We start from the raw sequence: 24,766 nt of genomic DNA, 5'->3' as shown, positions 1-24,766 counted from the left end.
GGCCCTGAAGACAAGATGAGAGGATGTACCGATGACCTATAACAGTCCGCCGCCGCTCGATTGGCATGCCAGCAGATTGAAGGACAAGGTCGTGCTCGTGACGGGTGCTTCCAGCGGCATCGGCGCCGCAGCCGCCGAACTCTTCGCGCGCGAAGGCGCCAAGGTGGTGCTGGCCGCCCGTCGCGAGGATCGCATCACCCATATCGCGGCGGATCTCCGTGCGGAGGGGCTGGAAGCCACGGCCGTCCTGTGCGACGTCACGTCCGAACAGTCGATTTCCGATGCGGTCGATGCCTGCGTCAGCGCTTATGGCCGGCTGGACGGCGCGCTCAACAATGCCGGACTGGGCGGGATCCATGGCGCCATCCATGAGCTCAACCTGGCCGATTTCGACAAGATCATCGATACCAACCTGCGCGGCGTTTTCGCCTGCGTGAAGCATGAGGCCCGGGCGATGCTCGCCTCCGGCGGCGGCTCGATCGTCAACATGTCGTCGGTCGGGGGCCTCGTCGGCGCGCCGGGCAACACGATCTACTGTTCGAGCAAATGGGGCCTGGCCGGCCTGACCAAGTCGGCGGCGCTGGATTACGCGACCAGGAATATCCGGGTCAACGCGGTGGCCCCGGGGCCGACCTATTCCGAGATCATGGATCGGCTCGCGCCTGATGAGGAAGGGCTCGCCAGAATGGCTGCGCGCTTTCCCATGAACTACATCGCACATCCCGATGACGTCGCGCGCGGGGTGTTGTTCCTGCTCACCGACGAATCCAGGTGGACGACCGGAATCGTCCTGCCGATCGACGGCGGCGCGACGATCGACTGACCCAGCCACACCGACCGGCGATCATCAGCATGCCAGGGACCAGCATGACCGGACCAGATATCAGCGGCAGTCAGGCCGCGCGTTCATCGATGGGATTTCGCGAGTTCGTGGCGCTCATCGCGATGCTGCAGACGACCTCCGCGCTCGGGGTCGACCTGATGCTGCCGGCACTGCCCGCAATATCGTCGTCCTTGCGGCTTGGCGGTGAAAATCAGCGCCAGCTCGTGATCGGCGCCTATTTGCTCGGCCTCGGCGCGGCGATGATCCTCTACGGCCCGCTCGCAGATCGTTTCGGACGGCGTCGGATCATCTTGACCGGGCTCATCTCGTTCGTGGCGATGAGTGGGGTCGCCGCCGCCGCCGGCAGCTTCGAACTGCTCGTCGCTGCGCGATTCCTCCAGGGATGCGCCGCCGCGGCGATGCGCACCCTGGCGACGGCCATCGTCCGCGATCGCTATAGTGGGCGTGACATGGCGCGCGTCCTGTCACTGTCGATGACGATCGTCCTGCTCGTGCCGATCCTGGCGCCGGCATTGGGACAGCTCATCATGCTGCTCCTGCCATGGCGAAGTCTATTCTGGGCGCTGGCCCTGTTCAGCGGAGCGGTATCAATCTGGCTTGCGCTCCGACTGCCGGAAACCCTTCCTCCCGAGCAAAGGCAATCGCTGGAGTTCGGCCGGATCGGCCGCGCATTGATGCAGATCGTGACCACTCGACAGTCGCTCGGTTACGCGCTCTGTGGCTCGATCATCTACGGCAGCCTGCTCGGTTTCATCTTTTCGGCGCAGCAGATTTTCGAGATCGGCTTTGGCAGTGCCGATCTGCTGGCGCCTTCCTATGCCGTTATCGGCGGGGTGATGGCGGCGGGCGCGCTGTCCAATGCGCGCCTCGTCGGTCGCTATGGCACCCGGATGCTGTCGCATGGCGCGCTGTTATGTCTGGCGACGATCGCAGCGCTGCACAGCTGCGTGGCCTTGGCGGGCGCCGAAACGGTATGGACGCTGATCCTGTTTCAATCGCTGCAGATGTTCTGCTTCGGCCTGTCCTGGTCTAACTTCAACGCCATGGCGATGGAGCCGATGGGTGCCATCGCCGGAACCGCATCCTCGACGCAGTCTGCCATCTCCACGGTGGTCGGCGTCGGCGTCGGAAGCATCATTGGACAGAACTTCAACGGCACGACGGTGCCGGTGGCGCTGGGCTTTCTCGCCGTCGCGATCGTCGCGATCGCCATCGTCGCCGTCACGGAGCGGGGCCGGCTCTTCGCTCGCTCCGTCGACGTCGCCTGATGTCCAGCCGGTATGTCCATGCCATGGCCACGGACGCCGCCAAGGCGGAGGCCGCGCTGTCCGGTCGCACGCAATCCCCCCGCGGTAATGCGGTGTTGTTGCTGTGCTTCGCGATGCTGATGCTTGGAGCCGGACCGGTCTATTATGCCTATGGCAACTATGCGGTGGCGCTCGCCGGCGAATATCACGCTCCCCGGGCCACGATCTATCTGGGCTACACCGCAGCCATGCTGGTGGGAAGCTTCGGCTCAATCCCGATTGGCATGGTGATCGATCGACTTCCGATCCACCGCATCGCCGCCGCAGGGGCGATCGGAACCGCGTTGGGTTTCGTCGCGATGGCGTTCGCGGGCTCGATCGGCGTGACCATCGCCATATTCAGCACACTGATCGCGATGGCCGATAATTGCATGGGCAATGTGGTCACAAACTACCTGTTGTCGCACTGGTTTCAGCGCCGCCGCAGCTTTGCTATCGGCCTGTCGGTGCTGGGCGCTTCGGTTGCCGCGATCATCTTTCCGCCGCTCACCGCGCTGCTGATCGAAAGCGCCGGCCTGCGTCCGACGTTCCTGATCTATGCAGGCGCATTCGCGGCGCTGGCCGTTCCGGTCTGGTGGTTGGCCCGGCTCCCGGAATCCCCGCCCGCTCCCATGAACATCGCGTCACATGGCCAGCCCGGTGAAGCGCCGTTGCCGCTGCGCGAGATCGCCCGGCGGCCCGGCTTCTGGGTCGTCAGCATCGTCGTGAGCGCCATGCTCGGCGCGAACAGTGCGATCGCCATCTCAATGGTCGGCTTTGCCACGACGCTCGGCTTCGGGACGATGGCCGGATCGACCCTGCTGTCGATAGCCGGGCTCGCGGCCATCCTGGGCAAGGTCGGGTTCGGATTTCTAGGCGATGTCGTCAGCAAAGTCTGGGCGCTCCGCGCGGCTGCGATGCTTCAGATCGCCGGGCTAGCCATATTGTCGACGGCATCGAACTATGAGGCTCTGGTGTCGAGCGTGCTCGCGTTCGGCCTGGGCGTGGGGGCGATGATGCCAGTCTGGGGCGCCGCGCTAGCAGCCGAATATCCGCTGTCGACTTATGGCCGCGTGCTCGGCTGGTCACGGGCGGTCATGGCGCCGATCACGCTCGGCTGCCCCTTGGCCGCCGGCCTGATCTTCGACCGGACCGGCGACTATCGGATGACCTGGATGGGCTTGGCGGGCCTGCTCGTCCTCGCCCTGATCGGCACGTTCTATTGGCGGCAATCGGATCGTGAAGGATCCGGCGGAAACGGAGATTCTTAATGGAACGCTTGAAGGGGCAAACCGCACTGGTGACGGGAGCGGGCATGGGGATTGGCGAAGGGATCGCGAAGCATTTCGCGGCCGAGGGTGCGCGCGTGCTGGTCGCCGACATCAATGAGGAGGCGGGCCGGACCGTCGTCGGCGCGATTGCCGACGCGGGCGGCGATGCGATGTTCCTGAAAACCGACGTCCGATCCGAGCAGGCGATCGCAGAGGCGATCGCCGCCGTCGTCGGTAGGTGGGACCGGCTCGATATCTTGGTCAACAATGCGGCGATCGCGCTTCCCGATCTGGATCGGCTGCTGACGCTCGAAGAACAGCTTTGGAACGACATCATCGCGATCAACATGCGCAGCGTGTTTTTCGGGATGAAGCACGCCATACCCGTGATGCAGCAGGCCGGCGGAGGATCGATCGTCTCGATTGCGTCGATCGGGGCGCTGAGCGGCGCGGGGGGAACCTTCGCCTATGGCGCCACCAAGGCCGCAGTGGTGAAGATGACGATGACAGCCGCTGCCCGCCATGCCGGCGACAATATCCGCGTCAACGCCATCGCGCCGGGGATGATCCTGACGCCCCTGTCGTTCAAGGTATCCGGCGCCGCCCGTCGCGAGGAAGCGGAGGCGGCGTTCGCCAAGTGCCAACCGCTTCCGCGCTGCGGCCGGCCCCAGGATATCGCCCACGCGGCGCTGTTCCTGGCCGGGCCGGAGGCGGCCTTCGTGACGGGCCAGACCCTGGTCGTCGACGGCGGGCTGATCATGGCCGGATGGGGCGACGCAATGGCCCGAAACACCGGATGAGAAAGCCTACCCATCGATCGTCGGCAGATCTGCCGGCCTGACAGCATTGCGCCGACATAGTTTACCGTAGGAGACCATCAATGGCAAAGACCGTCGATTACGCGCTGGGCGAACATGTCTACCCCCGTGGTTGGTTCATGGTGGCGGATGCCGAACAGATCAACACGGCGCCGCTCAGCGTCCGCTTTTTCGGCCAGGACCTCGTCATTTATCGGGGAGAGAGCGGCAAGGCCTATATGGTAAGTGCCTATTGCCCGCATATGCGCACGCATATCGGAAAGAACACGACCTCCTTCATCGTCAGGCAGGGCCGGCAGATCGAGGGTGAATCGATCCGATGCCCCTACCATGCATGGCGCTTCGGCCCTGATGGGCAGTGCGATCATATTCCCTATTCGAACATCATTCCCCAGCAGGCGCGCCTCGCCGCCTATGAGGTCGTCGAACGCTATAATGCCATCTTCTATTGGCATGATCCCGAAGGCGGCCCTCCCGATTACGAGCTTCCCGAAATCTCAGAATGGGAAGATCCGATGTGGGTCCGCTGGCGGTTCGATATCCTCGGAGAAATGGACCTTCATCCCGTCGAAGTGGTCGATAATATCTGCGACTTGCAGCATCTGCTGCCCATTCACGCCACCCATGTCAGCTCGTTCGAAACCGAACTACGCGGGCACATGGCCTGGCAGAGGCTTAGCGGCGTACATGAAATCCTAGGTGCCGAGGCCGGAATGATGAAGTTCGACACCTATTATACCGGACCGGGCATTCTGATTTCGCGCTTTCTGGGCGATAATAACTCGATGATGTTCATCACGCACACGCCGGTCGACGATGGCCGGGTGTTCGTATGGCATGCGACCCTCACCAAGATCGCGGATCGCATTCCGACCGAAGAGGACGTCCAGGCCGCCCGCGACTATCAGCGTTTGAGCAGGGACGCCTTCGCGCAGGATTTCGAAATATGGTCGAACAAGCAGCCATGTCTGCGCCCGATGCAGTTGCCGGGGGACGGCAATTTTCTCAAGGTGCGGACCTGGTACAAGCAATTCTACAATCCGCGTTCGGCGGCGGCGCTGTTCCTGGGCCGAAGCGCGGGGATCTATACCGTGCCGGGGGTGCCCGATTTCTCGAACGAGCGCGTCTAGAGCGATGTCCGGGCGCGTGGACATCCGCCGGTCCGAAGATCTTGGAAGGCGCTGAGCGTGGAAGAGACGATTGGCTTTTTCAGCGACGCGCCCGAAGGAATAATCCGGATTGACGGAGGTTCAGGGAATCAGGAGCGCCCTGTCGGCCGATTTCGATCTCTACCAGCTTGGTCATCTCACCCACGAATTTCCCCATGTGAATATCGGAGGATTGGCCGACGGGATCAAGAAAGTCGAGGCAGCAGGCAAAGCCAACCCGCCGGACTGGCGGGGCTGATCAAGCCGTGGCTTTGGTCGCCGGCGCTCGACGCACATTCCTAGTCGGAGATGACAGTGACACTTTCCATCGAAGACGATGGTCCGGTCCGCACGATCCTGCTGAACCGTCCCGAGGCGATGAATGCGCTGTCGCTGCAACTGAGGTGGGACCTGTGTGATGCGATCCAGGCCGCGCGATCGGACGATAGCGTTCGTGTCATCATCATGAGTGGCGCCGGCACGCGGGCCTTCTGCGTGGGACTTGATCTCAAGGAACTCGCTGCGCGGGGCGATGCCTCTGCAGTGCTGGGCGCGGAGATTTTCGACGATGATATCGTCGCGTTGGTCGAACAATGCGAAAAGCCGGTGATCGGCGCTATCAATGGCCCAGCTATTGCGGGTGGGCTCGAGCTCGCCCTTGGCTGTGACATTCTCATCGCCGCTGAACAGGCGAGCTTTGCCGATACCCACGTCCGGGTCGGGCTCCTCCCCGGCTGGGGTCTGTCGCAGAAGCTCTCCCGGCTGATCGGGACCGGACGCGCCAAAGAGATGTCCCTGTCCGGCAACGCGATCGATGCCAACCATGCCTATGCCTGGGGACTGGTCAATCGGGTCGTGCCCGGCGATAAACTAATGGAAGTCGCCAAAAGCTTGGCGCACGATATCGCGACGGCGGATCGGTCGGCGGTTCAGAGCTACAAGTCCCTGATCGATGGCGGATACGAGCTACCTTATGGTGATGCCCGCGCGCTGGAAATCAGAATGGCCGACCGGGTAAATGGCAATGTCACCCCAAAAGAAATCGCAGACCGCTGGCAGGCACTCACCGCACGCGGACGGCAGCAGAAGCACCATCTGCCGGACGATGAGGAAGCGGAGTAGTTTCCCACTTTGCGCCGCCGAGGGCGCGGGGTGCGAATGCCCCCATCTCTCAATTCGCGCCCCCAAAATGCCCCCGGCCGCAGTGAGATTTGGGGGCATCGGGAGCAACCGACTGAGACAAACACTAGCCTAAAACTAGCAGAAAATCAAGGTTTTCTGGGGTTTTTGAGACCATCTGAAAAGGTCCGTTGGCGGAGCGGGAGGGATTCGAACTCATCCAACAAGTGACTGATTTGTCACAAGTCTAATTCGAGATTTCCAACCGCGTGCCACGAAATGTGCCACGATGGTGGCAACTAATTTTTCCGCCTCAAACCAACGCTTTGCAGGCTTAGTTCGACTCCCAACACGGTATTCGAACCCACGATACAAAGCAAGTTTTCGGCGATGGCGAGCGACGGTTCTTGGGACGTGACCAACATTTAGGCAGCCCATCGGTCCGTAAGCTTCGGCCGAAGCGGCGGAGCCGAAGCCAAGGCGCCGGTTAAATCCAAACATGTAAGCCTCCAACGAAGCGATCCCCGCTCTCAAACGTACCTGACGGCGCTCCTCTTGAAATTATGTTAGCTCACTAACATCTATGTTTGATGGCTAACAAGATCGGCCGACCGGAGCATGCGTCCGTGGGGGCCTGGGCGAAGCGATGCTATTTCGCCGGGCGCGCCATGATGGAGGAGAAGCTGAAGCCGTACGGCATCGGCGCTACGCAATGGTATGTCTTGCATCAGCTCGCCCAGGTCGGGCCCACGATGCAGCGTGAACTGGTGCAACTGCTCCAGATCGAACGCGCGACGACGAGCATCGTCATCTCAACGCTGGTCCGAAAGGGTCTGGTCGAACAGGTGCAGGATGGTGGTGATCAGCGCCAGAAGTTGCTGCGTCTCACTCCGACAGGCGCAGCGCTATGGCGTGAGATGCCCGATCTTAATTTCATCCGCGACACGGCCTTCAGCGATTTCTCCGACACCGACATTGAAACGACCGCGCGGGTGCTGAAAGCGGCGACCGAGCGCCTCAATGGGCAATTGAAAGGAAAGAAGGCATGACGATTCTCGTTACAGGCGGGACCGGACTGGTGGGCGAACGCTTGCTGAGTCGGCTTGTTGAGGTCGGAGAAGTCTGTCGCGCGCTGGTTCGCAATGGCAAGGATGCCCCGGCTGGTGTGAAGACCGTGGAAGGCGACCTTTTTGATCCGGCGTCGCTGAGGGCCGCAGTGGAGGGCGTCTCGGCGATCGTGCATCTGGCAGCAGTGTTTCGTACGCAGGATACCGATTTGATCTGGAAGAGCAATCTGGAGGGCACACGCGGCCTCATCGAGGCCGTGCAGGTTCATGCGCCCAAAGCGCGCTTCATCATGGCGAGCACGTCCAACGTTTACGACAAGAATGGCTCGAAGCCCGGGCGTGAAACAGATGTCGTCGAACCGGAACTGGCATATCCAGCCAGCAAGGTCGCCGCGGAGAAGCTCCTCCGGGAAAGTGGTTTGAACTGGTCGATTTTACGTTTTCCGTTCGTGTATGGCGATGGAGACGGGCATCTGGAGATGCTGCCAGGGCATCTGTCCAGTTTCGGATTTCATCCCGCCAACCGAATGAGCACAATTCACCATCGGGACATTGCAACTGCAATAAAGTTGGCACTTGTCGGAACCTTCGACGAGAAAATCGTCAACATTTCTGATGAGGCGCCAACCACGATTTACGAGTTGGTAGGCCTGGTAGGTGGCAATATGGAGCCTTCATCCCAACCCATGGAAAATCCGTGGCATCTTCATATCGACGCCTCACTTGCCCGCAGTCTTGGTTACCAGTCCACCGTAAGGACGGTGTATCAAGCCGAACAGGAAGGCATACTTTAGTACAAAGCGTATGTCGCCCTTCAGCTTTTAAGCTCCGGGGAGCCCGAGAATCGGGCTCCCCGTCTCACATCAATAGTCCATCGCCGGCATCGGCGCGGCTTTCTCCTCTTTCGGCACCTCAGCGACGAGCGCTTCCGTGGTGATCAGGAGCGAGGCGACCGAGGCGGCGTCCTGCAGCGCGGTGCGCACGACCTTGGCTGGATCGATCACACCCGCCTGGACGAGATCCTGGTATTCGCCGGTCGCAGCGTTGAAGCCCCAGTTATAGTCGTCACTCTCGAGGAGCTTGCCGACGATCCAGGCACCGTCCTCGCCGGCATTCTCGGCGATCTGGCGCGCGGGTGCGCGCAGCGCGCGGCGAACGATGTCGATGCCCGACTGCTGGTCGTCATTCGCGGCCTTGAGGCCATCGAGCGCCTTCAATGCCCGGAGCAGCGGGACGCCGCCACCGGGTAGGATGCCTTCCTCGACCGCGGCCCGGGTCGCATGGAGCGCGTCATCGACGCGGTCCTTCTTCTCCTTGACCTCGACCTCGGTCGCGCCGCCGACGCGGATCACCGCGACACCGCCGGCGAGCTTGGCAAGCCGCTCCTGCAGCTTCTCGCGGTCATAGTCGCTGGTGGTGGTTTCGATCTGCTGGCGGATCTGCGCGACGCGTCCTTCAATGTCGGACCTTGCGCCGACGCCGTCCACGATCGTCGTATTGTCCTTGTCGATTGTCACCTTCTTGGCGCGGCCGAGCATGTCGATCGTGATATTCTCCAGTTTGGTGCCGAGTTCCTCGCTCACCACTTCGCCGCCGGTAAGTATGGCGATGTCCTCGAGCATCGCCTTGCGGCGATCGCCGAAGCCCGGCGCCTTGACGGCGGCGACCTTGAGGCCGCCACGCAGCTTGTTGACCACCAGCGTCGCCAACGCCTCGCCCTCGACATCCTCCGCGATGATCAGCAGCGGCCGGCCCGACTGGACGACCTTCTCGAGCAGCGGCACCAGCGCCTGAAGGTTCGAGAGCTTCTTCTCGTGGATCAGGATATAGGGATCATCCAGTTCCACCTTGAGCTTCTCGGCATTGGTGATGAAGTACGGACTGAGATAGCCGCGGTCGAACTGCATGCCGTCGACCGTTTCGAGTTCAGTCGCGAGGCTCTTGGCTTCCTCGACGGTGATCACGCCTTCATTGCCAACCTTTTCCATCGCCTCGGCGAGGATGCGGCCAACTTCCTCATCGCCATTGGCCGAGATGGTGGCAACCTGCGCGATCTCGCTGTTTGCGCTGACCTTACGGGCGTGACTCTCGAGATCTTTGACCACGGCGCCCACGGCGACGTCGATGCCGCGCTTGATGTCCATCGGGTTCATGCCGGCGGCGACCGCCTTCGAGCCCTCGCGCACGATCGCCTGGGCGAGCACGGTGGCGGTGGTGGTGCCATCGCCGGCCTTGTCGTTCTGCTTGGACGCGACTTCGCGCAACATCTGCGCGCCCATATTCTCGAACTTGTCGGCGAGCTCGATTTCCTTCGCGACGGTCACGCCGTCCTTTGTGATACGCGGCGCGCCGAAGCTCTTCTCGATCACGACGTTGCGGCCCTTGGGGCCGAGTGTGACCTTCACTGCGTTCACGAGCGTATCCACGCCGCGCAGCATGCGATCACGCGCGTCTGACGCAAATTTAACTTCCTTTGCAGCCATCGCTGCCTACTCCTTTCTATGTCCTTCCTGAATGTTCGAGGGATAGGCGGTCAATCAGGCCGCCTGCTTGAGCGGCACCACATTGTCGATCACGCCGAGGATATCGCTTTCCTTCATGATCAGCAGATCCTCGCCGTCGATCTTGACCTCGGTGCCCGACCATTTGCCGAACAGGATGCGGTCGCCGGCCTTGACCGATGGCTCAACGAGCGTGCCATTGTCATCGCGGGCGCCGGGGCCCACGGCGACGACCTCGCCTTCCTGCGGCTTTTCCTTGGCGGTGTCGGGGATGATGATGCCGCCCGAGGTCTTCTCCTCGGCTTCGATGCGGCGGACGACCACACGGTCGTGCAAGGGGCGGAAATGCATGGCAAAACCTCCAGATGCAAAACATGATGTGACAGCCTGCCGTTCATCTGAACGACAGGTTCCGCAAAGTTAGGGAAAGCGATTTTTTCGTTCAAGAGGCGGAACCCGATTTTTTGGCACTCCTGGGCGCCGAGTGCCAATATTTGGTCGGAAGCTGGCGAACGGCGGCTGGAATGCCCTTGACGCACCGGGTCATCGCACCAAAATCTGTCAGCGCGGCGCGTTCGCCGCCGCCGTCATGAAGGAGCGACACAAGGAAAGGAGACCCGGCCATGTCGCAGCCATTTTCGCGTTTTCTTCATCCCTTTGACGTCGCGCGCCATCCAAGGCTCGAGCCCGAGGTCAAGCGCGCCATCCTCGCGTCCTGGGCGTCCGACCGCTCCGCCGTGCGGGATCAGCCAGCCCTAAGAAAACCGCCCGGTGCCAAGCGCGCGGTCTCGATCGATGACGTCCTAGCCGCCATGCGCTCGCTCGACGGGGGCACCGATCGGACCACTTCACTCCAATGAGCGATCGCGGTTTTATCGCCCAGCTGCAGGGTTATGGGCTGACCACGGCGGAAGTTCACTACTACCGTCCCGACGCTCCGTCCCTGCTGCAGCTGTTCATCTGGCAGGAATATGACCTGGCGCCCGATTTCCCGGTCCTGTTCGACTTTCTCGACCATTGGCGCCGGGAAATTGAGGCGGCGCTCCACTCGGTGCAGATCGCGCACGATCAGCTCGTTCGTCCGGCCAAGTGGCGCGCTGTCGATGGCATCATTAGAATACAATGACGAGCGGGCCGTTGAGGAAGTGGCGCGAACGTGGCGGCCGCGGCGTCCGTATCGCCTTGCCGTTCGACGACATCATGGAATTCGCCCTGGCGCTGCTATCGGTGCCCCCCGAGCAGCTGGAAGAGCTCGGCTGGAGCTTCGCCGACCGCAGGCGGCTCCTGGATCACTTCCTGCGATCCGGCAAGACAGCCCAGCGCATCCCGCGCGATGCGCTGGGGCAAAGCCTGATCACGCTGCGGCTGCCGCGGCGGGACCTCGCACCACTTCAGCGCTTCGGCCGCCGCGAACTGCCCAAGGCCGCTTCCAACGCCGCCATGCTCGACCGGGTTCTTCGGGTGCTGGACGAGGCCGCATAGCGGCTAATTCAGCCGGCCATGAACGGTGCGGCCGCAAGACCGTCAAAGACGAATTGGACGGCGAGGCCGGCGAGAAGCACACCGGAGACGCGGCCCACGACGTCGGCACCGGTGCCCCCTAGCAACAGGACAAGGCGGTCGGCTGCGAGCATCGCGAGCCAGGTCAAAAGCATACAGAACATGATCATCCCGAGCACGGCGCCGCCGTCGATCCAGCTTTCGGTGCGGCCCATGACGAGCACGGCGGCCGAAAGGCTGCCGGGGCCCGCAATCAAGGGAAACGCCAGCGGGAAGACCGCGATGTCGCCGGGCCCTTCAGCCTCTCGGCGTTCTCCCTCGCTGATCGACGAGAGTCCAGGACTGGAGAAGGTGAGCGTCAAGGCCTGGAGGAACAGGAGCACGCCGCCCGCCACCCGGAACGCGGGCAGCGAAATATGCAGGAGCGAAAGAACGACGCCGCCCGCCACCGCGAACAGCAGCAGCACGCCGGCGGCGATCGTGACCGAGCGCGTGGCGAGGCTCATCCGCTCGCTGCGGTGAATCCCGGCCGTCAGGCCGGCGAAGACCACCGCCGTCTCGATCGGACCGATCGTGACGAGCAGCGTGATGAAGGTGGAGAGGATGCTGGCTGATATGTGCATGGGTAACGTAACTGAAAACTTGCAAAGGGAGCGGCGCTTACGCCGCTCCCTTATGACTCAGTTGGCTTTAAATAGGCTGCCGGGATGGCCGGCAGCAGGCTCGTCATGTGCGGCGCATCCCGTTCGTTTGGTTCGGGTGGGCGACAGTCTCCGACGGCGCTTCGCGGCAGTCACCGGAGCTCTTCGATACGACCTTCGGTTGCTGCCCTGAGCCCAGCGAGGTGACCTGAACGCTTCGGCTGCAGGTGCTTCCCCCATTGGCCGTCGAGACGAAGCTGTAACTTACGGTCCCCGGAGGCAGGCTGCGCAATGCCGCCAGGTCGATCTTCCCGTCATCGGCCATCGCCTGGAGCGGCAAGGCGCGAACCTGCCGCATCATCAGGTCGCTCTGCCGGTCCATGTCGGCCGCGATCCGATCGAACAGCGCGAATGGGGCCGGCTCGAATGGATCGAGCCAGGCAATCGGTGTAACGCTTGAGGCAGGCGCGACCATGACCTTGGGCGCGACATCTCCCTCATATTCGATTCGGGCGACCGTACCGTCCGGCAGGCCGACGTTCATCACATGGCTGCCATGGCTCGCCGCCAGCGCGGTACCGATGGCGGCGACCGCCGTCACGCCAGCCAGGACGGCTGTACGAATTTTTCGCATCAATCGTCTCCTCTGATCACCGTGAATGTGAAAATGCCTTTCACCCGACGCCCGCTGCGGTTCCCGAGCACAGGTCGCTTTCAAGCGCGGCCGGATGCCGGCTGCCACATCGCGCGAGCGGACCAGTGGGCCAGCAGCGCAGCACCGGCGTCTGTCCCGCTGGCAGGCGACTGGGGAGCGGATACTGGCGACCCGACACGCCATGGATCGAGAAGTCCAATCCCTGGCGTCGACAGTAGTTCGCGGCGCTCTCCAGGTCGAAAAAGCGCAGCTCGATCGTCTCGATCGGATCACCGCCGCCCGTCCATCCGGTCAGGGGATCGGCCACCGGACGCCAGCGCGGCGCGAAGCGCACCCGCCATCGTCCGCGCCCGCCCCGTCCGCCCTGGTTGGTCGCGCGCGGCACAGGCTCGATCACGGCCTGCGCATCTGGAGGTAGCGCATTCGACGCGCATGGTCCGGGGTGGTTATCGTTGGCGATTGGCCCGGAACCGAAGTCCCGGGCCAGGCCGTCAAGCCGCCTTGCCATTGACCGGGATGCGACGGACATTTTCGTTCGCCGCCTCCGTCTTCGGCAGGGTGACCGTCAGCACGCCGTTCCTGAAGGTTGCTGCGGCGTGGTCGCGGTCGACGCCCTGCGGCAGCCCGATACGCCGCTCGAAGCGGCCGTAGCTGCGCTCGGTATAACCGCGATCCTTGTCTTCCACCTCGGACCGCTTCTCGCCCCGAAGCGTGAGTGCACCGTCTTCGACGGTGATCTCCACGTCCTTCTCGTCGAGACCCGGCAGTTCGGCCGTGACGCGGATTTCCTTGTCAGTCTCGCCGAGCTCGACATGGGGCCAGCCCGCAGCGCGGTCGAACCCGGCCAATGCAGGCACGCCGAAGCCGCGGAAGACATCGTCGAACAGTCGGTTGACCTCGCGGTGGAGCGAGAGCAGCGGGTGGGTATCACTGTCGCGGCCGCGCTCGGCGCTGACCGGGACGGGGAGCCGGTTTTCCTGCCGGCTCCAGGGAATGAGATCACGAAAAGCCATGATGGTCATCTCCTTTTCTGGCTGGAAGGGGGCAAGGCCTGCCGGCCCGCTGGGGGCGGCGCCGGCAAACCTGTTAATCAGGGTATCAGGCCGCTTCGCGGGCCTCATCCCTGGGCGCTTCGATCTGATCCTGGGCAGCCTTGCCGCCGCTGATCTCGATCCGGCGCGGCTTCATTGCCTCGGGCACGACGCGCTTGAGCGCGATGCTCAGCAGGCCGTTCTCGAAGCGGGCATCGCCAGCTTCCACGAAGTCGGCAAGCTGGAAGCGCCGCTCGAATGCGCGCGCCGCAATGCCGCGGTGCAGATACTCGCCCTTGTCGTTGTCCTCGGCACGCTTGCCGGTCACGGTGAGCTGGTTCTGCTGGGCCACCACCTCGATATCTTCGGGGCGGAAGCCGGCGACCGCCAGCGTGATGCGATAGCTGTCGTCACCTTCTCTCAGGATGTCGAAGGGCGGGTAGCCGTCGTCTTCACGCGCGCCTGCTTCGAGCAGGTTGAAGAGCCGATCGAAGCCTACGGTGGAGCGCCGGTAGGGCGCAAAATCAAAAGCAGTTGTTCTCATTTCCAAATCCTCCTTGTGAAGCGATCTGGGCATGAGAGGCGCCGGTAACGTAAGAGCCGACGCTCTCTATGTCCAACCGGACCCGAACGGCGTCCGGTGACAAAAAATCTAGGACGGGTCGGAAGGCTTTCAAGAGGTTTTTTTAGGCAATTTTTTTGCAACGCGGATGCGCCGATCCACTCCTAGAAGGGCGGCCGTTGATCAACATGCGCGGCGAAGTTGTCGGCGTGAACAGCGCCATCATCGGCCCGAACGGCGGCGATGTCGGCATCGGCTTGGCCGTGCCATCGCGCATCGCGCCAAGGTCGTCGAGCAGATCTCCGGCGTGCGCTTACCGGCAGCGGGCGGGACCCAGGCTGGCAGGTCCAGCGGCGCTAAGGACTCACGCCAGGCGATCGCGCATGACCGTCACGTTTACTCGCAGCCCCTCCGGCCGCCACTCACGCTCGATCGTGCCGCCAAGCTGTCTGCTGGCCAAGCGTCCAAGCAAACTGCCGAACCCTTCTTCCGCCGGCTTATCGCACCGCGGGCCGCCGCGCTCATCCCAGATCATGGCGAGCGTATCCTTTTTCGCGATGCATTCGACTGTGACGGTGCCCGACGGCGACGACAATGCGCCGTATTTCGCGGCATTGGTGGCAAGCTCGTGGAGAATGAGTGCGACCGTGTTCGTCGCGCTTCCAGGCAACGTCACATCGTCGCCGTTGATCCGCAGCCGCTCCCGGCCCCCGCCAGCACCTTCGTAAGGTGCCAAAATCGTCCGAAGCAGTATGTGGAGCCGAACAGAATCGTTGCTGCCGGCAGCGGAGCCCTTCGGCATTGTTAGAGAGTGCGCACGCGCCAGCGCGCCTAAACGGTCCTGCACGATGGTGGCCAGTTCCTCTGGGCTTGCAGCATCGCGCACGCTCATGCCGACGAGGCTGCCCGCTAGCGCGAACAGGTTCTTCATCCGGTGATCCATTTCACGCATCAACAGGCGTTGCCGCTCCTCGGCTTGCTTGCGCTCTGTAATGTCGCGCGCGATCGTGGACGCGCCGATGACCCTGCCGCTCGCATCACGCAGGGGTGATACGCTGAGCGAGATGTCTATCAGGCTCCCGTCCTTGCGGCGCCTCACCGTTTCATAGTGGCGCACTCGTTCGCCTCGGCGCAGCCGTGCCAGTATCGGCGCCTCGTCGTCCTGCCGATCGTCCGGCAAGAGCTGCATGATGGGCTTTCCGACGATTTCTGCGGCGCGATAGCCGAACAGCCGTTCCGCTCCCCTGTTCCAGCTCGTGACGGTTCCATCCAGACCTTTTGTCAAAATGGCGTCGTCGGAGGACTCGACGATTGCAGCGAGGCGCTGCGCGATCTCGTCCTTTGCTCCGGGCCGCTCATAAGGCAGGTCGGGCATTACGCCAGATTGCGCGTGGCTTCCACCAAGGTCACTCATTCTAATTTCCACTCACCAGCAAAATGCTCGTTTCCAAGCCGTTGCGGCCGAGATCAGCGAGGGCGCTGCCGCCTTCGAACGCTGTGCCGGCGATGCCCCCTAGGAAGCGATGGCTGGCCAGATCCCTCCGATTTGGAATTTTCGACCCGCCCCGAAGCCACAGAGTCTAAAGTGCCACCAAGAGTCGACGCTGCAAAATGTAACAAAAGCGTGGTCGTTGAACAACCGCTCGATCAGCTATCCTGTTGCATGGGTGTTTTCTGGCAGCAAAGCCGAGATCAGCCAGTGCGCCGCAGCGCGGCGAACTCGTCACCAGACGATCGCACGCGCGGCAAACCTCGTTAGGACAGGTCGGCCTGCCTGCACTCAGCGGACTGATGTGCCGTCACGGCGGTATCGTGGCGCTACTCGTGGTATCTCGCCAAACAAGCCCAAAGATATCGCGCTGTGTCTATGACTTAAACGCTGAATGTGATGGCGGCCATGGTATTCGAACCCACGATGCAAAGCAAGTTTTTGGAGGCATCGGCGGGTTACACTACCGGTTCAACGTAGGCGTCCCTCTCGTCATCCACACCTGCGAACTGCGTCCTCGTCAGTGTACGCGAGGCGCGATCACGCTCACGAGGGCAAGAATTTCGGTTTAAGATGAGGCGGGTGAAGCATCAGCAGGCGGAAGCAACCCGCTGCGCCCATCCGCCAGATCCCCAGTGAAGGTTTGCACTGAAAGTCGATCCACGAGATCGCTGGGTGGATCGCTATTCTCGAGAATAATGAACTGCGCCCGCCCGCTGAGACTCGCCAAGTGAAGGTAGAAGTGCTCGTAGAGCGTCGTGGCCGCTAGTTTCTTTTCGTCGGGTGCAAGCGCGCCGTGGCGGGGCACTCGGATCGGCTCCCTATAGGTGAGGAGAGGTGTGTCCAGTGCCAACACTCCAGGATGCGGCAGGTCGTTGTCCTGACAGTAGAGCAGAACAGCGACCTTAAAGGCAGAATGAAGAATAGCGCGAACGCCCTTGCCGTTTGCACCCCGTTCCTTGCCGTCGAGCCGGATATCTTGGGTTTGCCCGTCGAACGACACGACGGGGTTGCCTGGGAATTTCCAGGCTGTGAGCACCTCCGAAACCTTGCTGGCAAAATCGTGGCCGGTCGGACCGTCGATACCGACTACCAGCTTCGGCTTGGCTGCAGTTTGGGTTGTAGTGACCTGGGAAAGTTGAACCGCTAGGCGGTCGCGTTCCTCGAACAGCTTCAGGCGATCCCGAATGGTATCCCGGGCCTCGATCCTCCGCTCGTATTCCTCTCGAAGGCCAGATTCTTCGGGGCGAAGAGAGCCAAGAATCCGCTCCGCGGCTGCCATCCGCCTTCGGACGCGCTCCGCGTTTTCGAGGTTGGAAGTAAAGTCCGAACTAAGCGCGTTCATCGTTGCGACGAGGTCGCGGCGTTCTCGATCGATGCGTGAAATTTCGACGCGGGCAGCCACCCGTGAACGCTCGACATCCCTCTGGCCGTGATGATGTTGATGCTCAGAATCGGCACCACAAAGCGGACAAGGGCGATCAAGCCGCGCGAGTAGCAAATGGCCGCCTTGCTCAAGGGCTTCGAGGCGCTCGACGTCGGACTCATAGACCTCCATGAGCCGCGCGAAGCGCGCCAGCGTTAGATCAATCTCGCGCGCCTGGGCAGCTGATCGATCTGATTCGTCGATCATGCGGCGACGTTCTCGCGTGACCTCGTCGATTCTGCGTTGGCGCTTGGCAAGATCGCCCTGGATGGTGGTGAGGGAGGCCTCGATTCTCTTGTCTTGATCAGCGAGTTGCTCGCGAGAAATGCCGATCGCGTCGATCTGAGCATCCAGCGATGCGATCCAGTCTTCCAGCAGTTCCCTCTGGCCTTCTTGCCGAGCCTTTCGGATTTTAGCCGGCACAACCGCTACAATCGCGGCATCGTCTCGCCCAGTCAGAAGCAGACGGAAGAGGTTCTTTTCCGCGGTCGCACTGGTGTATTGCCCGGAGAGTATAGGACTCCGGGCGTCTATGATCGAGCCCTCGTCGACGAATGTGAAGGGATYGAGCGAGCGCAGCGTGACACTGTTTTTCTCGCCGTTCTCGTTCTTGACTACAAACTTTCCGCCCAGTCCTAAAGCGCCGAGGATGACGCTGGTGATGTTCTCGGCCCGTGCGTCATATTCAGCATCCAGCACTTGGAATGGCACATCTTGCGGCGGTTCGTGGTGGAGACCCTCGTAAAGCCTGAATCCAGCGCCCTGAATGCCGCGATAGAGCGTGACTGGCCCCATCGAGGGGATGTCAACGCCAAGCAGTACCGCCTCGTACCCGTCTAACTGTTCGATCACCGGAAGCGGCGTCGACTTTCCTAACATGAATTGCAGCGCGGCAAGCGTGAAGGACTTGCCGGTGTTGGAGGCGCCATAAACGACGTTAGTTCCATCAGCGAATGAGAGCGTGCTCACAGGTTTCGCCGTGCCGGAGAATGACAAATGGCGAAATATTATCCGTTTAATCATGCTGAAGGCTCGTGGAGTGTGCCTTCGCCCTGGAACTCGAGCGTCCAACGTCCGAGGCGTTGATGAACAATGCTTCTCAGCTCTTCTTCAGGGAGAGCGCTGAATCGCTTGGCTAGCCAAGCCGCGCACGATTTCAGGCGCTCGCAATAAGAGGCCTCCATAAGATCGATGAACGACGGGGCCTCTTCCCCGGCGACGTAACGTACTCCATCTTCTCCATCCACGAGGGAGATCAGGTCTGCATTCAGCAGCAAGCGCACACCCTCATCTACCAATTGACGGCGCACGAGAAGCTCGCCCGTTCGCGATGGCAGATCTGGGTGCAAACTGTCGGGGCCTTCTACATCGGCGGTATGAACCACGAGGTGATCGAACCAAGTCAGTTCGCTGATGGTGCATGAGCGGGGATGGAAGGCATCGAGCACTACAAGGGTACGCAAGCCCGTCTCAAGCGGGCTGTTGAAAAGAGGCACCTCGCTCGGTGCCGCCGAAATCACTTCACCCACGGGAGGACACCGTCATTAGCGAAGTGATGACAGACACCCTGCTTTACCGGCACCCTCGCGTATTTTCCGAGTACGCCTGAAACCGAAACACTCTTGGCCTCACTCATCACGGCTGCGATTTTCGTCATGGTGTCGGTGTGAACCAGTCCGTGTGTGTCGAATACGCCGTGAAAGATGTCCTTCTCGAACGTCGCGAGAACGACCGGCTCTGTGCTGTCCCGATAATAGCGCTTGAAGGCAGCAGCATCGAAGAAGCGCTCCCGTTGGACACGGAAGTGTGGACCGAATTCGGTGTCGACAAGCGCTTCGTCGCCAGTGGCGTAGGGTGGGGCGCCCTGCTCGTGATAGGCAGTCAGGAGCTGCGCCACATAGGCAGCCTCCTCCGGCTGCATTGCTTCTGGGACGCTTCCGATCGGAGCATCGCCGGGATCAGCGTCAAACCACTTCACCAGCACTGGCTTCATTGCATCGGTTCTCACCAGTTTGCCTGCTTCGAAAAGCGTCACTTTCTGGAAATCGAATGCATCGATGAGCGCTCGCACCTCATCCGATAGGGAATGATGCTCGCCATCTACCAGATCGTCGGCACACCAAATGTCCCATTGCTCAATCAGGCGCGGTCCGATCTTGCTGGGGTGACCTATGAGGTTCCGGACAGCCCGCACAGCTCCCTTCGGTGCGACGAAACAGAAATGTGTTGGGACACCGAAGTGCCCCGCTGCGCTATGGAAAAATATCTTACCTAGTTCGCGGATAAACTCAGGTTCGCCGAGTGCTTTCCTGAGTTGCTTGCACTGGTAATTATCCCAAGGTCCATCAAATCGAGCGGATGTGTGATAGCCCACAACGTCGCGCCCCATGTCTCCCGCACCGGAAAACCGATCGCTGTCAGGATAGCGCGATCTCATTGACGCGACCCAATCATCCGTGAGCCGTTCCAGATCGCTATCATTCAGTGCGTATATTCGCGCTGCGTAGTCTGTGGCGCCAACCCCCAAATCACATCCCTCCCCGTGAAAGGGTAGCTCCTGCGGAAGGGACTGCCAATCTTTCTGTGTGAAGCGGACAATCGTGCCGTTATCGAAGCCGAAGCGATTGCGCCGCCGACTACCGCGAGCGGAAGACCCTGTCAGACCTTGCGCCTCTTGCCTTCGAAACCATCCTTCACGTCGTTGATCCAAGCCACGATCTCTCGGTCGCTCCAACGGGATGCCAGCGGTGAAAGTTTGTATGGCGCCGGAAATTTCCCTTCCTGGATCAGACGGTAGATCATCGACTTGCCAAGGCCGACCCGGCGCTTGACCTCGTCGAGCTTGACGAAACGATCGGGGAGTTCTGGCTCGGTGCTCATTTCCCGGCCGATCGGCCGCGAACGAAGCTACGATCGCTCTCAAGGAATGCTGCCAACATCGCCGGCACCAGCTCGGTGATGGTTTCCTCACGACCATAAACCTCGGCGTACAAGGCGGCATACTCCTGAAGCCTCTGGTGTAGGTCTGGGGTGACGGCGATGGCCAACTTGACCGGTGTACGGTCGGGCAGCCTCCCCAATTTTAGCTCAGGCATCGATTGCTCCTATCCGCGCCAAGGCGCTAGAATAAGGTCTTTGTGGACGACCATCCTCACGGTCGCGCCGGGCCGGATCGTGATCGTCGGCTGGATATTGAGGTTGCGGGATGTGAGCTGATCGCCCGCGCGCGACACGTTCTGCTGCGTCGATTCCCGGATTGCCTGAACGAGATCGCTCTCGCCCGTGACCGTCAGCTGCGAGCCGACGCCGAGCAATGTCGAAAGTGCGACGCCCTTGAGGAGCGCCCTGGTGTGGAAATCGACCTTGTCCTGCAACCCGGCATAGCCCGACGCGTCAGTGGCCGGGACATTGTCGATCCGGAGCGAGCTGCCGTCCGGAAGCATGATGCGCTGCCAAACGATCAGCGCGCGTTTCTGGCCAAATGCCACGACGCTGTCGTAGCTGCCGATGAGCCGAGACCCTTGCGGTATGAGCAAGATGCGCCCGGTGGGGCTGTCGAACACCTGGCTCGTTACTTGCGCCGTCACGAGCCCCGGCAAATCGGAGCGTAGGCCGGTGATCAGGCTCGCCGAGATGACGCTGCCCGCCGAAAGCAGGTAGGGCGACGGTGCTGCCGCTAGCGTGTGCGGATTGATGTCGCCTGAGCGATCGAGCGTGCCGACAAACTGGGCCTTGCGCCCCTGAGCGTTGGGGTCCCGATCCGGATCAAGCGTCGGCCCCGAAGCCTCGGGCGCTGGGACCGCCGGCGTTGCCGCGGCGTCGGCCGCGAGCGGCGATGTGGCGGTGCGACCTTGCACCAACACCCCGGACTGGCGAGCGGCCCTCAATTCCGACAGCCGCCGCTCCCTTTCTTGCGCCTCCGACTGACCCGACGGATCATTGCCAACCCCGGTTTCCGTTGCCATGCGACGCTGGCTTTCGAGGATTGGCCTGCCCAGGTCACCGGGCAGCGGTGGGCCGAGCTTCGGGGTATCGCCATAGGTTGCGGGCAAGCCGTTCAATGCGTCAGTCGACGGACGATTGCTCGGCTCCGACAGTTCCTGACGATCCGCGACCGCGCTGAACACACGCGGTTTCAGCGCGATCCATGCAACGACAACCAGGCTGACGGATCCGAGCGCTGCAACGGCGATGATCACGCCGCGACGGAAGCGTATCGCGCGCGCCGGCTTCGTCCGGATCGCCAACGTCTCGGGATCGAGCTTCGTGGCGGGAGAGATGGATGGCTCGCTCATGAGCGCTTCCCCTTTCTCGAGGGGGTGCCGTCACCGACGCGCGCGATCCGGACAACCTGCTGCTTTTTGGTGCCGAGCCTGAGCTCGGCCACGTCGAAGATACGGTCGACGACATAGAACCGGCCGCGGACACGATAATTGACGAGCTCGGCCTCGCCAGTCGGCCCGACAACGAACAGTGGTGGCGCGTCGCCGACGGCGATGCTGGCGGGGAACTCGACAAAGGTCTGCTGGCCGTCGTCGAACGCACGAAGGGGCCGCCATGCGGGCGCGTCGCCACTAATCGCATAGTTGAAATGGAGGCTATCGACCGCCAGCCCCTCGGAGATCGGGGCCGCAGCCGCAGCCTGGTCGGCGGCGCGGCGCAGGGCGATCAACTGTTCAGCTGGATAGGTCCATGACAAGGCGGCCATCGCGGTGCGCGACGTTGCGGTGAGTTGGAGGTGGTAGCTCCGCCGCTCGGTCGTCACGACAAGGTTGGTCGCGAGACCGGAGGCGAATGGCTTCACCAGGATGTGCGTTCGCTTTTCTGCGCCGATGCCGCTCGTGGTGTCGCCGATGACCCACCGGACTGTATCGCCGGCTGCCACCGCCACAAGATTTTCGCCGGGCTGCAAGGCTATGTCAGTGACGGCCCCGGGCGCGGTGTAGACTTGGTAGATCGTGCCCTCGCTAAACGGGAAGACCTGGACCGCATTCACGAACCCTTGCGCCTGAGGCTCCAGCGTGGCTGCGCGATTGGCCGCAGCGACACGCGCCACCATCGGGCTAACCCGCTTCCGGGCGATCGCTCGCCGAGTTTGCTGCTTCGGCGCTGGCGGCGCCTTGGCAACCGCAACGGGCCCCGGTGCTGGTTGAGCTGTCGTGGTCTGGGCCTGCGCTGACGCCGCGATGATCGCGAGGGCGGACGCTGCGAGAACGAATTTCATGGGCGTGACTCCTGGGCGGGCTGCGTGGGAGCAGCGAGATTGGGATCGAGGGGAGAGCCGAGCGGCAGGCCTGCCGGGACAGGCGGCACGGCAGCAGGCGACGGTGTCGGGCGCGACTGCGCGGGAGGATCGAGTTCCCGGCTCCAGTCGACCGCATCGACATAGACACCAAGCGGGTTCTTCCGGAGCGTGTCCGCATCGGTAGGCGCCCGCATCACGACGGTCAGAATCGCCGTCCAGCGCTGCGTGCCCGACTGCGCGCCGCGCTCGTAGGCGGTCTCGGTCCATTTGACCTGGAAGGACCGGTCGGACGCGCGCACCACGCTTGTCACCTGAACCGACACCGTCCGCTCGCCGATATTGGCAAATGGATCGGCGGTTCGGGCATAGTCGCCGAGAAACTGCGCGCCGCGCTTGGTGGTGAAATCATACGCTTCGAGCCAGTCCTGGCGAACCAGTACCGGATCGAGCGATCGGCCGCGGACGTTCGCGATAAATCGCGACAGGTGCCACGCGATCTGCGGATCGGTTGGATGGTAGCCCGCTTCTGCTTCCGAGACGGCGCGCGCCTCGCCGAGCCGGTCGACCTCCACGACATAGGGGGTGATGCGGCTCTGCACCGACTGCCAGACGAGACCTGACGAGAGACCACCTGAGAGGGCAAGGCACCCGAATGCCATCAGGCGCCAATTGCGCGCTTGCACGCGAGCGGAACCGATCCGCTCATCCCAGACCTGCCCGGCACGCTGGTACGGCGTCGCCGGCTCCGGGGTTCGTCCGTAACGCTGGACGGCGCGTTTGAAGATCATCGATCGTCCCTTTCCTTGATATCGGGGGTGGCAGAGGCGCCGCCGCGATCACCCTGCTGCAAGGTGTGCAGCGCGATCTGGCGGTGATGTCGGGCGGTCTGCTGGCCGCGCATGGCGCGTGCCCAGGCCGGCGTGCCGTCGGGGTCGACCGATGACGCTGCTTCGGCCCGGCCGCTGCGGTTGAGGGCATTCCATGCCGCCGCGCGACCCTGCGAAGCGGCTTCGCCCAGGCCGAGCGCGCTCGAGGCGCGCTCGCGGGCGGCATTGCCAGCGGCACGCGCCACGCCGCCAAGGCCAGCCGCCATCGTCGGTGACGACGCGGTTTCCTTGCCCAGCGTGTAGGCGGTCGAGGCTGCCGACCCCATCGAGGTTCCGGCCCGCACCGCGCCGAGTGCCGCGCCGCCAAGTGCGCGCGCCCCGCCAACCGCTGCGCCGCCTGCAAGCATCGTGATCCCCGCCGCGCCGACGGTCGTTCCGAGCGCGGCACCGGCCCCGAGTTGGGGAGCGCCCGCGACGAGTCCCGAAGCAATGCTGGGCCCGAAAATGCCGAGACCGAACATGGTGAGGCTGGCGAGCATCAGGCTCAGTGCCTGGTTGATATCGGGCTCCTGGCCCTGCAGCGCGGACGTGAACTCGGTGAAGAAATTCGATCCGATGCCGACGATGACCGCGAGCACCATCACCTTGATGCCGGACGACACGACGTTGCCGAGGACGCGTTCGGCTAGGAAGCTGGTCCGATTCCAGAGCGCGAAGGGCACGAGGATGAAGCCGGCCAGCGAAGTCAGTTTGAACTCGATGATCGTGACGAACATCTGCACTGCGAGGATGAAGAAGGTGATGATCACGATCGCCCAGGCGAAAAGCAGCACGGCGATTGTCAGGAAATTATCAAAGAAGCTGACGAAGCCCGTCAGCTCGGACACCTGCTGAAGCAGCGGCCACGCGGCGGAGAACCCCGTGCCTGCGAGGCGGCCGGGCTTGAGGAGGTCCGCTGCCGATAATGTGCCGCCGCCCGCGGTCAGGCCGGCCTGTGCGAACGAGCGGAAGATGATGTCGGCGAGGGTCGAGAAGCTGTTCAGGATGAAGGCGAACGCGCCGATGTAGAGGATCTTCTTGAGGAAACGGCCGATCACATTGTCGTCGCCGCCCATCGCCCAGAAGAGTCCGGCCAGCGTGATGTCGATGCCGATCAACGTCACGGTCAGGAAGTGGACGTCGCCGCCGAGCAATCCGAAGCCGGCGTCGATGTAGGTGATGAACGCCTGCATGAAGCGGTCGATGACATTGAGATCATTCACGGCGGTTAGTTCCTCAGCGAAGTGAAAGAGGCCGCGGGGCGAGGCCGGGGGAGCGAAGCCCCGCCCCGCGGCGG

General features: G+C 62.5%; 30 protein-coding genes. 12 read left to right on the top strand and 18 right to left on the bottom strand.

The features are described from left to right. Window positions 1–31: 31 nt before the first annotated feature. From AC1DPF_RS11485 to AC1DPF_RS11445, 9 genes are all read left to right on the top strand, one after another. Entirely contained in the window at window positions 32–823 is a 792-nt protein-coding gene (locus AC1DPF_RS11485; RefSeq protein ID WP_477961420.1) for an SDR family NAD(P)-dependent oxidoreductase, read from the top strand. Window positions 824–867: 44 nt separating this feature from the next. Then, window positions 868–2,112, top strand: coding sequence for a multidrug effflux MFS transporter (locus tag AC1DPF_RS11480; protein ID WP_477961418.1), 1,245 nt, complete (start codon window positions 868–870; stop codon window positions 2,110–2,112). Window positions 2,113–2,135: 23 nt separating this feature from the next. Further along, entirely contained in the window at window positions 2,136–3,401 is a 1,266-nt protein-coding gene (locus AC1DPF_RS11475) for an MFS transporter (protein ID WP_477961416.1), read from the top strand. Then, the gene (locus tag AC1DPF_RS11470; protein ID WP_477873041.1) at window positions 3,401–4,201 is read left to right on the top strand and encodes an SDR family NAD(P)-dependent oxidoreductase; all 801 of its coding nucleotides are present in this window, start codon (window positions 3,401–3,403) and stop codon (window positions 4,199–4,201) included. The genes AC1DPF_RS11475 and AC1DPF_RS11470 overlap by 1 nt, the downstream gene beginning before the upstream one ends. A gap of 80 nt (window positions 4,202–4,281) precedes the next feature. Next, window positions 4,282–5,349 (top strand): 3-ketosteroid-9-alpha-monooxygenase, oxygenase component, encoded by a 1,068-nt coding sequence (locus tag AC1DPF_RS11465; protein ID WP_477873039.1) that lies wholly within the window; start codon window positions 4,282–4,284, stop codon window positions 5,347–5,349. Between the two features lie 109 nt (window positions 5,350–5,458). Further along, window positions 5,459–5,626, top strand: coding sequence for a hypothetical protein (locus tag AC1DPF_RS11460; protein WP_477873037.1), 168 nt, complete (start codon window positions 5,459–5,461; stop codon window positions 5,624–5,626). A gap of 50 nt (window positions 5,627–5,676) precedes the next feature. Continuing rightward, complete coding sequence (locus tag AC1DPF_RS11455) at window positions 5,677–6,489, top strand: enoyl-CoA hydratase (protein ID WP_477873035.1); 813 nt, start codon at window positions 5,677–5,679, stop codon at window positions 6,487–6,489. 587 nt (window positions 6,490–7,076) lie between these two features. Continuing rightward, window positions 7,077–7,535, top strand: coding sequence for a MarR family winged helix-turn-helix transcriptional regulator (locus AC1DPF_RS11450; protein ID WP_477961414.1), 459 nt, complete (start codon window positions 7,077–7,079; stop codon window positions 7,533–7,535). Further along, entirely contained in the window at window positions 7,532–8,347 is an 816-nt protein-coding gene (locus tag AC1DPF_RS11445; RefSeq protein ID WP_477961412.1) for an NAD-dependent epimerase/dehydratase family protein, read from the top strand. Before AC1DPF_RS11450 ends, AC1DPF_RS11445 begins: the two co-directional genes overlap by 4 nt. A 69-nt stretch (window positions 8,348–8,416) precedes the next feature. On the opposite strand, the gene groL is transcribed toward AC1DPF_RS11445, so the two are convergent. Both groL and groES read right to left on the bottom strand, forming a co-directional pair. After that, complete coding sequence (gene groL, locus AC1DPF_RS11440; protein ID WP_477961410.1) at window positions 8,417–10,036, bottom strand: chaperonin GroEL; 1,620 nt, start codon at window positions 10,034–10,036, stop codon at window positions 8,417–8,419. 54 nt (window positions 10,037–10,090) lie between these two features. Beyond that, window positions 10,091–10,405: a co-chaperone GroES gene (gene groES, locus AC1DPF_RS11435; protein ID WP_477961408.1), complete on the bottom strand. Its 315-nt coding sequence runs from the start codon at window positions 10,403–10,405 to the stop codon at window positions 10,091–10,093. A gap of 272 nt (window positions 10,406–10,677) precedes the next feature. Between groES and AC1DPF_RS11430 the strand changes: the two genes are divergently transcribed. The 3 genes from AC1DPF_RS11430 (at window position 10,678) to AC1DPF_RS11420 (ending at window position 11,536) form a co-directional block, all read left to right on the top strand. Further along, entirely contained in the window at window positions 10,678–10,914 is a 237-nt protein-coding gene (locus tag AC1DPF_RS11430) for a hypothetical protein (protein WP_477961406.1), read from the top strand. Next, window positions 10,911–11,180: an usg protein gene (locus AC1DPF_RS11425; protein ID WP_477961404.1), complete on the top strand. Its 270-nt coding sequence runs from the start codon at window positions 10,911–10,913 to the stop codon at window positions 11,178–11,180. The genes AC1DPF_RS11430 and AC1DPF_RS11425 overlap by 4 nt, the downstream gene beginning before the upstream one ends. 74 nt (window positions 11,181–11,254) lie before the next feature. Then, on the top strand, window positions 11,255–11,536 hold the full coding sequence (locus AC1DPF_RS11420; RefSeq protein WP_477961402.1) for a hypothetical protein: 282 nt from the start codon (window positions 11,255–11,257) through the stop codon (window positions 11,534–11,536). A gap of 8 nt (window positions 11,537–11,544) precedes the next feature. Here the strand turns inward: AC1DPF_RS11420 and AC1DPF_RS11415 are convergent, their stop codons facing one another. The 16 genes from AC1DPF_RS11415 to trbL all read right to left on the bottom strand — a co-directional run bounded on the left by AC1DPF_RS11415 (window position 11,545) and on the right by trbL (window position 24,692). Next, window positions 11,545–12,177, bottom strand: coding sequence for a MarC family protein (locus AC1DPF_RS11415; RefSeq protein WP_477961400.1), 633 nt, complete (start codon window positions 12,175–12,177; stop codon window positions 11,545–11,547). A 103-nt stretch (window positions 12,178–12,280) separates the two neighbouring features. Further along, complete coding sequence (locus AC1DPF_RS11410; protein ID WP_477961398.1) at window positions 12,281–12,829, bottom strand: hypothetical protein; 549 nt, start codon at window positions 12,827–12,829, stop codon at window positions 12,281–12,283. Window positions 12,830–12,869: 40 nt separating this feature from the next. Next, entirely contained in the window at window positions 12,870–13,247 is a 378-nt protein-coding gene (locus tag AC1DPF_RS11405; RefSeq protein ID WP_477961396.1) for an NADH dehydrogenase ubiquinone Fe-S protein 4, read from the bottom strand. Window positions 13,248–13,341: 94 nt separating this feature from the next. After that, window positions 13,342–13,863 carry an Hsp20/alpha crystallin family protein gene (locus tag AC1DPF_RS11400; protein ID WP_477961394.1) on the bottom strand — a complete coding sequence of 174 codons (522 nt, stop codon included), beginning with the start codon at window positions 13,861–13,863 and terminating at the stop codon, window positions 13,342–13,344. Between the two features lie 85 nt (window positions 13,864–13,948). Then, on the bottom strand, window positions 13,949–14,425 hold the full coding sequence (locus tag AC1DPF_RS11395; RefSeq protein ID WP_477961392.1) for an Hsp20 family protein: 477 nt from the start codon (window positions 14,423–14,425) through the stop codon (window positions 13,949–13,951). A 142-nt stretch (window positions 14,426–14,567) separates the two neighbouring features. Further along, window positions 14,568–14,720, bottom strand: coding sequence for a hypothetical protein (locus AC1DPF_RS11390; RefSeq protein ID WP_477961391.1), 153 nt, complete (start codon window positions 14,718–14,720; stop codon window positions 14,568–14,570). Window positions 14,721–14,807: 87 nt separating this feature from the next. After that, window positions 14,808–15,818 carry a PAS domain S-box protein gene (locus AC1DPF_RS11385; RefSeq protein ID WP_477961389.1) on the bottom strand — a complete coding sequence of 337 codons (1,011 nt, stop codon included), beginning with the start codon at window positions 15,816–15,818 and terminating at the stop codon, window positions 14,808–14,810. 682 nt (window positions 15,819–16,500) lie between these two features. Next, window positions 16,501–18,381 (bottom strand): hypothetical protein, encoded by a 1,881-nt coding sequence (locus tag AC1DPF_RS11380; protein ID WP_477961387.1) that lies wholly within the window; start codon window positions 18,379–18,381, stop codon window positions 16,501–16,503. Continuing rightward, window positions 18,378–18,887 carry an ABC-three component system middle component 2 gene (locus AC1DPF_RS11375; protein ID WP_477961385.1) on the bottom strand — a complete coding sequence of 170 codons (510 nt, stop codon included), beginning with the start codon at window positions 18,885–18,887 and terminating at the stop codon, window positions 18,378–18,380. Before AC1DPF_RS11375 ends, AC1DPF_RS11380 begins: the two co-directional genes overlap by 4 nt. Further along, window positions 18,875–19,747, bottom strand: coding sequence for an ABC-three component system protein (locus tag AC1DPF_RS11370; protein WP_477961383.1), 873 nt, complete (start codon window positions 19,745–19,747; stop codon window positions 18,875–18,877). The genes AC1DPF_RS11375 and AC1DPF_RS11370 overlap by 13 nt, the downstream gene beginning before the upstream one ends. A gap of 269 nt (window positions 19,748–20,016) precedes the next feature. After that, window positions 20,017–20,238, bottom strand: a complete 222-nt coding sequence (locus AC1DPF_RS11365; RefSeq protein ID WP_477961381.1) for a helix-turn-helix transcriptional regulator — start codon at window positions 20,236–20,238, stop codon at window positions 20,017–20,019. Beyond that, the gene (locus tag AC1DPF_RS11360; protein ID WP_477961379.1) at window positions 20,235–20,453 is read right to left on the bottom strand and encodes a DUF2274 domain-containing protein; all 219 of its coding nucleotides are present in this window, start codon (window positions 20,451–20,453) and stop codon (window positions 20,235–20,237) included. Before AC1DPF_RS11360 ends, AC1DPF_RS11365 begins: the two co-directional genes overlap by 4 nt. Window positions 20,454–20,462: 9 nt before the next feature. Then, on the bottom strand, window positions 20,463–21,653 hold the full coding sequence (locus tag AC1DPF_RS11355) for a TraB/TrbI/VirB10 family type IV secretion system protein (protein ID WP_477961377.1): 1,191 nt from the start codon (window positions 21,651–21,653) through the stop codon (window positions 20,463–20,465). Then, on the bottom strand, window positions 21,650–22,417 hold the full coding sequence (gene trbG / locus AC1DPF_RS11350; RefSeq protein ID WP_477961375.1) for a P-type conjugative transfer protein TrbG: 768 nt from the start codon (window positions 22,415–22,417) through the stop codon (window positions 21,650–21,652). Before trbG ends, AC1DPF_RS11355 begins: the two co-directional genes overlap by 4 nt. Window positions 22,418–22,578: 161 nt before the next feature. Continuing rightward, on the bottom strand, window positions 22,579–23,391 hold the full coding sequence (gene trbF, locus AC1DPF_RS11345) for a conjugal transfer protein TrbF (RefSeq protein ID WP_477961373.1): 813 nt from the start codon (window positions 23,389–23,391) through the stop codon (window positions 22,579–22,581). After that, window positions 23,388–24,692, bottom strand: coding sequence for a P-type conjugative transfer protein TrbL (trbL, locus tag AC1DPF_RS11340; RefSeq protein ID WP_477961371.1), 1,305 nt, complete (start codon window positions 24,690–24,692; stop codon window positions 23,388–23,390). Before trbL ends, trbF begins: the two co-directional genes overlap by 4 nt. Window positions 24,693–24,766: the final 74 nt, after the last annotated feature.

The sequence above is a fragment of the Rhizorhabdus sp. P4_G6 genome, from assembly GCF_056401045.1.
Note: the sequence above shows the minus strand (reverse complement) of the source record. Positions and strands in the feature narration are given on the sequence as shown.

Coding starts and splice junctions, on each gene's coding strand:
- AC1DPF_RS11485 (WP_477961420.1), top strand. CDS start 32: ATGACCTATAACAGTCCGCCGCCGCTCGATTGGCATGCCAGCAGATTG.
- AC1DPF_RS11480 (WP_477961418.1), top strand. CDS start 868: ATGACCGGACCAGATATCAGCGGCAGTCAGGCCGCGCGTTCATCGATG.
- AC1DPF_RS11475 (WP_477961416.1), top strand. CDS start 2,136: ATGGCCACGGACGCCGCCAAGGCGGAGGCCGCGCTGTCCGGTCGCACG.
- AC1DPF_RS11470 (WP_477873041.1), top strand. CDS start 3,401: ATGGAACGCTTGAAGGGGCAAACCGCACTGGTGACGGGAGCGGGCATG.
- AC1DPF_RS11465 (WP_477873039.1), top strand. CDS start 4,282: ATGGCAAAGACCGTCGATTACGCGCTGGGCGAACATGTCTACCCCCGT.
- AC1DPF_RS11455 (WP_477873035.1), top strand. CDS start 5,677: ATGACAGTGACACTTTCCATCGAAGACGATGGTCCGGTCCGCACGATC.
- AC1DPF_RS11450 (WP_477961414.1), top strand. CDS start 7,077: ATGGCTAACAAGATCGGCCGACCGGAGCATGCGTCCGTGGGGGCCTGG.
- AC1DPF_RS11445 (WP_477961412.1), top strand. CDS start 7,532: ATGACGATTCTCGTTACAGGCGGGACCGGACTGGTGGGCGAACGCTTG.
- groL (WP_477961410.1), bottom strand. CDS start 10,036: ATGGCTGCAAAGGAAGTTAAATTTGCGTCAGACGCGCGTGATCGCATG.
- groES (WP_477961408.1), bottom strand. CDS start 10,405: ATGCATTTCCGCCCCTTGCACGACCGTGTGGTCGTCCGCCGCATCGAA.
- AC1DPF_RS11430 (WP_477961406.1), top strand. CDS start 10,678: ATGTCGCAGCCATTTTCGCGTTTTCTTCATCCCTTTGACGTCGCGCGC.
- AC1DPF_RS11425 (WP_477961404.1), top strand. CDS start 10,911: ATGAGCGATCGCGGTTTTATCGCCCAGCTGCAGGGTTATGGGCTGACC.
- AC1DPF_RS11420 (WP_477961402.1), top strand. CDS start 11,255: ATGGAATTCGCCCTGGCGCTGCTATCGGTGCCCCCCGAGCAGCTGGAA.
- AC1DPF_RS11415 (WP_477961400.1), bottom strand. CDS start 12,177: ATGCACATATCAGCCAGCATCCTCTCCACCTTCATCACGCTGCTCGTC.
- AC1DPF_RS11410 (WP_477961398.1), bottom strand. CDS start 12,829: ATGCGAAAAATTCGTACAGCCGTCCTGGCTGGCGTGACGGCGGTCGCC.
- AC1DPF_RS11400 (WP_477961394.1), bottom strand. CDS start 13,863: ATGGCTTTTCGTGATCTCATTCCCTGGAGCCGGCAGGAAAACCGGCTC.
- AC1DPF_RS11395 (WP_477961392.1), bottom strand. CDS start 14,425: ATGAGAACAACTGCTTTTGATTTTGCGCCCTACCGGCGCTCCACCGTA.
- AC1DPF_RS11390 (WP_477961391.1), bottom strand. CDS start 14,720: ATGCGCGATGGCACGGCCAAGCCGATGCCGACATCGCCGCCGTTCGGG.
- AC1DPF_RS11385 (WP_477961389.1), bottom strand. CDS start 15,818: ATGCCCGACCTGCCTTATGAGCGGCCCGGAGCAAAGGACGAGATCGCG.
- AC1DPF_RS11370 (WP_477961383.1), bottom strand. CDS start 19,747: ATGGGGCGCGACGTTGTGGGCTATCACACATCCGCTCGATTTGATGGA.
- AC1DPF_RS11365 (WP_477961381.1), bottom strand. CDS start 20,238: ATGAGCACCGAGCCAGAACTCCCCGATCGTTTCGTCAAGCTCGACGAG.
- AC1DPF_RS11360 (WP_477961379.1), bottom strand. CDS start 20,453: ATGCCTGAGCTAAAATTGGGGAGGCTGCCCGACCGTACACCGGTCAAG.
- AC1DPF_RS11355 (WP_477961377.1), bottom strand. CDS start 21,653: ATGAGCGAGCCATCCATCTCTCCCGCCACGAAGCTCGATCCCGAGACG.
- trbG (WP_477961375.1), bottom strand. CDS start 22,417: ATGGTGGCGCGTGTCGCTGCGGCCAATCGCGCAGCCACGCTGGAGCCT.
- trbF (WP_477961373.1), bottom strand. CDS start 23,391: ATGATCTTCAAACGCGCCGTCCAGCGTTACGGACGAACCCCGGAGCCG.